Raw genomic sequence first — 8129 nt, 5'->3', positions numbered from 1 at the left:
GCCCAGCTGCGGCCACGCCGCACAACTGCGCGAGCGGAAGGGGCAAGCCGGCATGCACCAACGCTGTGGTGACGTAGGCGCCACACATGATGAACTCACCATGCGCCATATTGATCACGCCCATCATCCCGAACACGATGGCCAAACCAGCCGCCGAGAGGATCAAGAACGCGAACACGTCGGCGAACTGGTAGAAAAAGGAAAACAGTTCAGCTGCCACGGGCATTCCACCGATTCAAGTTTTGCCCGGCAGATCGGACGGCGTGTACTGCTTGCGGTCGTTCTTCTTGGTCAGATCGCAGCCGATCTTTGCCAGCCAATAGGGCTGCAAAGTTCCGTAGTCCTTGAGCACCTTGACGGCGTGCTTCTCGTCCACATCGATCAGCCGCATGCGGTGCGACATGTGCTGGCTCTTTGGGTCGACACAAATCTTGCCTTCGGGCGCATCGACGCAGGCGTTGCCGGTAGCGATCACCTTGCGCATGTCGGCCAGCTTGGTCGACTTGGCAGTCTCGACAATGTTCTTATAGAGGTACATCGTGACGTATGCGTTGTAGCCCATGTCGTTGATATACGGCTCGCTCGGGAACTTGGCACGCCACTTTTTCTTGAAGGCATCGGCCTCGGGCGAGGCGATCTCCTCGAACCAGTTAGCGGCGGCGTGCATCCTGTTCAGTGCTGGCGGCGCGAAGCGCTTGTGCTCGAAGCCCAGCATGACCTTGATCGACGAGCCCATGGGCAGGTTCAGCTTAGCGGCCTGGGCCTGTTCGAAGAACGAGTCCTGCGCGGCACCCACGTTCACCATCAGCAGCCAATCGGGCTTGGCCTTCTGAATGTTCTGGATGGTCTGAGCGAACTGGGATACGCCCAGTGGAATGAACTCTTCGCCGACCACCTGTCCGCCCAAGTCCTTGAGCACGGAACGATTCCATTCGGCTGAGATCTGGCCGAAGTTGTAGTCGGCCGCAATCACATAGACCTTCTTGCCGAACTTCTCGACCATGTAGGGAATCAACGTGGAGAACTGCTGCTCGGGCACGGCGCCGGTGCTGATCATGTTGGCGTCGCAGACACCGCCTTCGTACTGGTTGGTGTAGAAATAAGGTGTCTGGGTGCGGTTGACGATGGGCCGCACCGCCTCGCGCGCGGCCGAAGTGATGCCGCCGATCAGAACGTCAACTTTGTCGCGGTTGAGCAGACGGCGCGTGAATTCCTGGTAGCGCGCGTTGTCTCCTTGCGGGTCCAGGTGGATCAACTCGATCTGGCGGCCGAGAATACCGCCGGCCTTGTTAATTTCCTCGACCGCCAGCTGCGAACCGTGCAGCTTGGGCAGACCCAAGACGGCCAGATCGCCCGAAACGTCTTCCATGAGACCGATCTTGATCGTTTCGGCGGCGCGCGCGGGGGCGGTAGACAGCATGGCCAGGGCCAGCAGGCAGCCCATCGTGCAGTTGGATGTGCGGAACTTCATGTGCTCTTCCTCAGTTCAGGTTGGATGGGATGCAGGCGGGCGATCAAAGGGTCGGGTGGCGTTGGTGCCATGACGTTGCCCGCTGGAAGGCGACGCCGGCGCGCACCAGCAGGGCTTCGTCGAAGTGCCGCGACACCAATTGGAAGGCCACTGGCATGCCGGCCTCCGTGAAGCCGCCGGGCAGTGTGATCGTGGGATTGCCACTCATATCGAACGGGCAGGTGTAGCGCAGCATGGCGGCCAACAGTTCGGCGTCCTCGCCCATGCGCCCCAYGCGCTCGAGCGTTGGCGAGGCGATGCCGGTGCTCGGGATCAGCAGCAGGTCGATGTTTTCGAACAGGGCGCGAACGCGGCCCGTGAAGTCATGTCGGCGCAGCACGATCTTCTGGTAGTCCATGCCGCTCTGGGCCCTGCCCAACTCGATGATGCCGGCCATGCCAGGGCCGTACTCGCTCTTGCGCGCCGGATAGGTCGCCTCATGCACGACGGCGGCTTCGATGCCGCACAGTGGGAACCAATCGGCAATCGCCTGCGTGGGATCAGGGAACGTCACATCGACCAGTTCCGCGCCGAGTGACTTCACAACCTCGACGGCGGCCATGACGGTCTGGTGCGTGGGCGCGTCGACATCGTCGTAGATCCAGCGCGCGTCGATACCGATGCGCACGCCGCGCAGACCTGCGTGTGCGGCAGCCAGGTAGTCAGGTACCGGTAAAAGGCTGGCGGTCGGGTCCTTGGCGTCGGCGCCGGCGATCACGCCGAGCATGGCTCCGGCATCAGCGGCGCTACGCGTCATCGGCCCGATGTGGTCCAGCGTGGCGGCCAGCTCGAACGCGCCGTAGCGACTGACCCGACCCCAGGTCGGTTTGAGGCCAGTCAGGCCGTTGGCGCCCGAGGGAAAGCGGATCGAGCCGCCGGTGTCGCTACCGAGCGAGCCATAGCACAAACCGGCGGCCGTTGCCACACCCGAGCCACTGGAAGACACGCCTGGCCAGTGCGCAGCGTTCCAGGGATTGACCGGCGGCGCCACGCTGGGGTGGTGATCGGCAAAGGCGCTTTCGGTCAGTTGCAGCTTGCCCAGCGCGACCGCGCCGGCCTCGCGCAGCTTGCGAACGACGGTGCCGTCCTCGGTTGGCACGAAGTCTTTGTAAAGCGACATGCCGGCAGCTGTCGTGATGCCCTGAGTCCAGCATAGGTCTTTGAGCCCAATGGGCACGCCRTGCAACGGTCCGCGCACGCTCCCGGCGGCGATTTCGCGATCTGCCTGCTCGGCCTCGGCGAGGGCTTGGTCGGCCATCACGAGGCAGTAACTGCGCAGCGTGCCGTTTAGCGCTGCAATGCGGTCGAGCTGAGCGTGCGTGACCTCAACGGAAGACAACTCGCGCGATTGGATGCGTCGGGAGATGTCGAGCAGTTCAAGGTAGTGCAGTTCGGTGTTCGCCATGTCAGGTTCCAGAGAGTTGTAGACATCGACGGGTTGTGTCCCATCGCGGCCTTACTTTATGGAGGGATGCCCCGCACAGCTTGGCTCTGGCCGCCAAACGAGCATGCTGAGACGGACAAACTGTGGGCGGGGCCGGAAGGAATCCTTACCGCGTCCGCGGCTCCATCCGTATTCACGACGAGCCGCTGCTTGCAGACTCGACGAATGTCTTCCGAGATCGTTGCAGCGCCCGAACGCCCGAATTGCTTTGCTGCCTTCAATGGACGTACCACCGTTTGCGACCGCGGTGTCATGGAACTTTACGATCTGCTCGGGAGAGCTGCACATGAACCCGATGGTGCTGCCATTCGCCTGTGTCGCTGGCTCGCCGTTGATTGGCTCACTGATGCAAAAGGTAGCGCCATCGTGGCGATAGAACAGCCGTTTGTGGCCGGTTTCAGTTTGATCGTGCGAAGGCTCTCGAGCGCCAAGAGCGCCGAGCACGGCGTCATAGAAGCGTTTGGAACGTTGAAGGTCGTTGGACCCGATCATGATGTGGCTGAACATCTGTCTTCTCCGATAGTTGTATTTCATGTAGACGGTGGACGTTGAAAGTCGGAACAGTCACACGTCGTTCCAGCGCTTAGCCAGAAGCATTTGCGGATCGACGGCTTCGCTGCCGGCGTCCCGTGCGGGTGCTTAAGTGGGTGAGCGGGAAAGTCGACACTGAACCTGCGTCTTGCCTGTCCACGTCTATGAGACGCCTTCAGCTGCGGCGCGCGCATCCATGTTCGAGCCCCCGTCCAGCGCCTGCCACGCCGTAGGCCCCTGCTCGATTTCATGCGCGGTCAACAAGCAGTTATCCAATTGAGCCTTCAAGCGGTCCCAGTCGATGGCCTGGCCGATAAAGACGATCTCCTGCCGGCAATCGCCGGTCGTTGCATCCCACTTGGAGGTGATGCCGTCACGGCGGTAGTCATCCTTTGGCCACTGCGAAGCGTCGATGAAGCGCCACCACTTGCCGATAAATCCCCAGCGGAAGGCCGCACCACTCTGGACCAAAAAGCCGATCGATAGCATCTGGTGCGCAGACCAGAAGTAGCCTTTCGCCCGCAGCAATCTGCCGTTGTCCCAGGCTGCATCCAACAAGCGCATCAAGCGCCCCGGGTGAAACGGTATCCGTTCACGGTAGACCCAGGACGCGATGCCATACTCCTCGGACTCGGACGGCGTTTGCGAAACGTCCTGCATGCGGCGCATCCAGCCAGGAGAGCGCATGAGCAGGGGCAAGTCGAACTTCCCGGTGTCGAGCACCTTCGATAGGTCCACGCAGCCATGCGCAATTGCAAGAACCTCTGCACCGGGGTTGAGCTCGGACAGCATGCCACGGATCTCGGCCACCTCCTCGGGACTCATTGCATCCAGGTGACTGACGAGGATGACATTGGCGAACTCGACCTGCTGGATTAGCAGTTCGGCCAGTGGCTTTGTCGTCGGCGTCTGTGCAGGACCGGACTGCACCAACGTGTCGCTGCGCAACAAGTCGCGGAATGTCAGCCCATTGACCATCGTCACCAGGGTATCCAGCCTGGCCAATTCGCTCAGACTGAACCCTTGCGCATTCAGGAAAGCGAAAGTTTCCGCAACGGGCATGGGCTCCGAGATGCCCGTCGACTCGATCAAGAGGTAGTCGAATCTCCGCTCGGCCGCCAGGCGACTGACTTCCTCCAGCAGATCAGCGCGCAAGGTGCAGCAGATGCAGCCGTTGCTCATCTCGACCAACTGATCAGTACCCCGCTGCAAGGCAACGTTGCGCTGAACATCCTCGGCGTCGATGTTGACTTCGCTCATGTCGTTCACGATGACCGCCACTTTCAACCCTGCCCTGTTGCGCAGGATATGGTTCAGCAACGTGGTCTTCCCAGCTCCGAGGAAGCCGGACAGAACGGTCACCGGTAGACGACGCGAGTCTTCTTGCACCGAGGATGCCACTTCTCAGGCCAAAGCGGCTACTTCAACGGGCTTCGAATCGTGTCGCGTCGACGACGACACGGTCTTGAGCCCAGCGGGCACCTTGTCCAGGTAGCCCTCGAACAGATCGACGACCACTGTGCCATCGTCGGCAGCATCGCCCCAAAGGTCTGTGACCTTGAACTCGACGTGGTAGGTCGACTGCATTTGTGCCGACTTGTCACCGTGTCCGATGGTGTCGGGGAAAGGCCATTTGACCGTGGTGCGATGCAGGATCTTGCCCTCCTTGCCGCGCACGTAGCCGGGCATGCGTATGTGACCTGAAACGAACTCGTCGCGGACCTTGACGATCTCTCCGACCTCGAATGGCGATCGTTCGGCGATGGCAGGCCTGCCGGAGGATGCATAAGGGCGGGCCAGCTTGAAGTCGGTGCCCAAACAGGCATCAAGCTGTGCCTTGGTGATCGCGCCGTACTCGACCAGCAAGGTAGCCGTTCCGATGATGATCCGGTCGTAGTACGGCGCGTCGAAGTAGTGCCGGGTGTCCATGCGCTCAATGGCATGCCGCAGTTCATCAATGCTGATCAGCTTCATGGCATCGGCCGCTACAAAGACCAGGCTGTACGCCAGGTGTTCCCAGTCTTCATGGAACACCGGCTTGTAGCTCAAGCTGTTGTTGGTGTGGGGCACTTTGCCAAAGCCTTGCATGCCACCGAGATCGTGAATTCCGTCCATGATTGCTTCTCCAGAGTTAAGAGTCGGTCGAATGCTCAGGCGACGCGGGGACGCGCCACACCGATCAGCACATCTTTCGTGACCAGCTTCGCCAGCTGTTCCTCGTTCATTTGCTCCGTGCCGTCCGGCCGAACCGGCAACACCATGTAGCGGGTTTCTGCCGAGGTGTCCCACACTCTCACGGCGACGTCCTCCGGCAGGTCTTCGCCAAGTTCCCGCAGCACCGTGCGCCCCTCCCGCACCAGCCGAGCGCGGTACTCGAAGCTCTTGTACCACTCGGGCGGAAGTCCGAGCACCGGCCAATTCGTGCACGAGCACATGCTGCAGACGATCACGTTCTGCAGCTTGGGGGTGTTCTCGAGTGCCACGATGTATTCGCCCTGGGGTCCGGTGTAGCCGAACTGCTCACAGGCCTTGGTGCCATCTTTCAGTAGCAGCTCGCGGTAGACCGGATCGACCCAAGCCTTGGCGACGACGCGCGCGCCATTCGAGGGATCCCAGTCGTGCTCCATGTGCTTGATGAAGGTCTCGATGTATCCCTCAGGAATGAGCTTCTTGTCATTCATCACCTTGAACAGTGCACGCGCGCGGTCGCCCGGCGTCGCCAAACTTTCCCCGACGGCTTGATGATTCATCGCAGGTTCTCCAGAAGAGTTGTAACAAACGCTGCACGAGGCTGCGTGACGTTGGCACCACCCCAGAACCGCACTCTGCAGCCTCGGTGGAGCTACGCCCAATGTAGTGCTGCCAGAACCTGGCAGCATGACTGTGAGCGACGCGCCGCTTGACTGCGCTCGCCATTGCAATGGCGCGCTCCAAGCGTCACGCGGCCAACACCGCCCATCGACTGCATGGGCACGAAACATGCTCAATGCACCACTTATGGTTTATCTGGATACCTCGACCTCTTACTGGGCACCATCATCCGGACGCAGTAGTACGGGGATCCTGACCATCGCTTTCGAATGGCGCACAAGGGCAGCCGCGTCAACAGAGTGACGAAGCTCTCGGCGTAGACCAAGGGGACGGCCCTCCTGGACTAACGGAGATTTCACGTGGATTTCGCATTTTCAACCGCCTCGCACGACCACTGGCATGACGTCGTCTGCCAGTACTGCATCCCCGCAGCGAGCCAGACCGTGCATCGGCAAAACTTCGACGCGGCGGTAACCGGCCGCTCCGTCGGGGCGCTGGATGCGGTAACCCTGGTGGCCCCGGAACACACTTGGACGCGGGATACCGCGGATATCAGGCGCGGGCCCGAGTCCAGTCTGTGGCTATCCCTTATGGAGTCGGGCGTTGGTTACGTCGAACAGAACGGGAATTCAACGGTGCAGAACACCGGCGATATCGTGCTCTACGATGCCGCACGCCCGTGGAAGTACCGTCTGAACATGCAGACCTTCTACACCGTCCGCATACCGCGTGACCTGCTCACTCGACGTTCTCCGGCAGCCGAGCGCTTCGTCGCAACATCATTGGGCGCTGGCACGGGTTTTCGGCCTGTCCTCGGAAGCCTCATCAAGGAGCTTCGCGAGAATTCGGCCTTGGCGAGTGCCCCAGCAGCAGCAACGCATGTGACCACCTCGCTGCTGGAGCTCCTAGCGTGCGTCATCGACCTGCACGCGGGTAACGGCCCCAGCCAGAGCGTCACCGACGCCCTGTACAAGCGTGCGTGCGCCTATGTCATGCAGCACATCGAGGATCCGGAACTCTCCATAGCCTCGGTCGCAAAATCTGAACGCATCTCCTTGCGCACGCTGGCGCGAGTGTTTGCCGCCAACGGGACAACGCCCATGCGGTACATCTGGCAGAAGCGCCTCGAAGCCAGCTACTGCGCCATGGCCCAGGGTTCCGTGCGCAAGGTGTCAGAGGCTGCCATGAATTACGGCTTCTCCGACTTGTCCCACTTCAGCCGGGCGTTCAAGAAGGCTTTCGGAGTCAGTCCCCAAGCCGTGATGCATCGCCAATAAGCCATCTTGCGCCGGGTCGATGCGGATCTACACCTGCAGGTAGGTCGATACTCGCTCGGTCGCTGTCACTCGTTATTGGTCGATAAAAAGACCAGCGCCAAGAGCTGGTCCAATCGCCAACCCGATGGCTCAAAGTGCTCCATTGGTGATTCGTACTTGGAGCACTGATTCCGTCATCGTCGTCGATTGGCGCGGATTGCGCGTGGACAGGGAAGGAATGCGAAGTTCGCCTCTGAACGCTTCCTTGCGGTTCTGGCTGTTCTGCGCCATTGCAGGGATCAGCCGGCRAATCCACGGCAGGGTTCATCGCGTCCAAGGGATTGAACGGCTGCTGACGCGCGGTCACCCCGGACACCTCGACGGCGCTCGCTGGCATCGATTTTTCGGGGACAGCCTCCCGCTTGGCAGCAGCGCCATCGCCACTGCGTCGGAAGAACACCGAAGATCGCGTCGCCTCCTCGGCCGCCAACCGCTCGGCTTCCGCCGGATCGACGCCCTGCCCCACCCTCGCCTCCACCGGCTGCTGTGCCTTCACCATGGCCGACGACCCAAGGTC

Annotated in this window: 9 protein-coding genes; 2 read left to right on the top strand and 7 right to left on the bottom strand. The window is 61.2% G+C overall.

What is annotated here, in order from left to right:
- The 7 genes from AC1DOC_RS18825 to nthA form a co-directional block, all read right to left on the bottom strand.
- Positions 1-220: ABC transporter permease subunit (locus AC1DOC_RS18825; protein ID WP_478130263.1), on the bottom strand; the 220-nt coding region annotated here is incomplete at its 3' end.
- Positions 221-235: 15 nt separating this feature from the next.
- A complete protein-coding gene (locus tag AC1DOC_RS18820) occupies positions 236-1471 on the bottom strand; it encodes an urea ABC transporter substrate-binding protein (RefSeq protein ID WP_478080789.1) in 1236 nt (411 codons plus the stop codon).
- Positions 1472-1514: 43 nt separating this feature from the next.
- Positions 1515-2915 carry an amidase gene (locus AC1DOC_RS18815; protein ID WP_478130262.1) on the bottom strand — a complete coding sequence of 467 codons (1401 nt, stop codon included), beginning with the start codon at positions 2913-2915 and terminating at the stop codon, positions 1515-1517.
- Between the two features lie 51 nt (positions 2916-2966).
- Positions 2967-3446, bottom strand: coding sequence for a VOC family protein (locus tag AC1DOC_RS18810; protein WP_478130264.1), 480 nt, complete (start codon positions 3444-3446; stop codon positions 2967-2969).
- 201 nt (positions 3447-3647) lie between these two features.
- Positions 3648-4874: a GTP-binding protein gene (locus AC1DOC_RS18805; RefSeq protein WP_478083491.1), complete on the bottom strand. Its 1227-nt coding sequence runs from the start codon at positions 4872-4874 to the stop codon at positions 3648-3650.
- Positions 4875-4889: 15 nt separating this feature from the next.
- Entirely contained in the window at positions 4890-5600 is a 711-nt protein-coding gene (gene nthB / locus AC1DOC_RS18800) for a nitrile hydratase subunit beta (RefSeq protein WP_478080785.1), read from the bottom strand.
- 35 nt (positions 5601-5635) lie between these two features.
- Positions 5636-6235, bottom strand: a complete 600-nt coding sequence (gene nthA / locus AC1DOC_RS18795) for a nitrile hydratase subunit alpha (RefSeq protein WP_012747232.1) — start codon at positions 6233-6235, stop codon at positions 5636-5638.
- Between the two features lie 420 nt (positions 6236-6655).
- Here nthA and AC1DOC_RS18790 point away from each other — a divergent pair, with 420 nt between their 5' ends.
- Both AC1DOC_RS18790 and AC1DOC_RS18785 read left to right on the top strand, forming a co-directional pair.
- A complete protein-coding gene (locus AC1DOC_RS18790; RefSeq protein WP_012747231.1) occupies positions 6656-7573 on the top strand; it encodes an AraC-like ligand-binding domain-containing protein in 918 nt (305 codons plus the stop codon).
- Between the two features lie 142 nt (positions 7574-7715).
- Positions 7716-8129: hypothetical protein (locus AC1DOC_RS18785; protein ID WP_478130261.1), on the top strand; the 414-nt coding region annotated here is incomplete at its 3' end.

It is taken from the genome of Variovorax sp. 01T439_2 (assembly GCF_056398445.1).
Note: the sequence above shows the minus strand (reverse complement) of the source record. Positions and strands in the feature narration are given on the sequence as shown.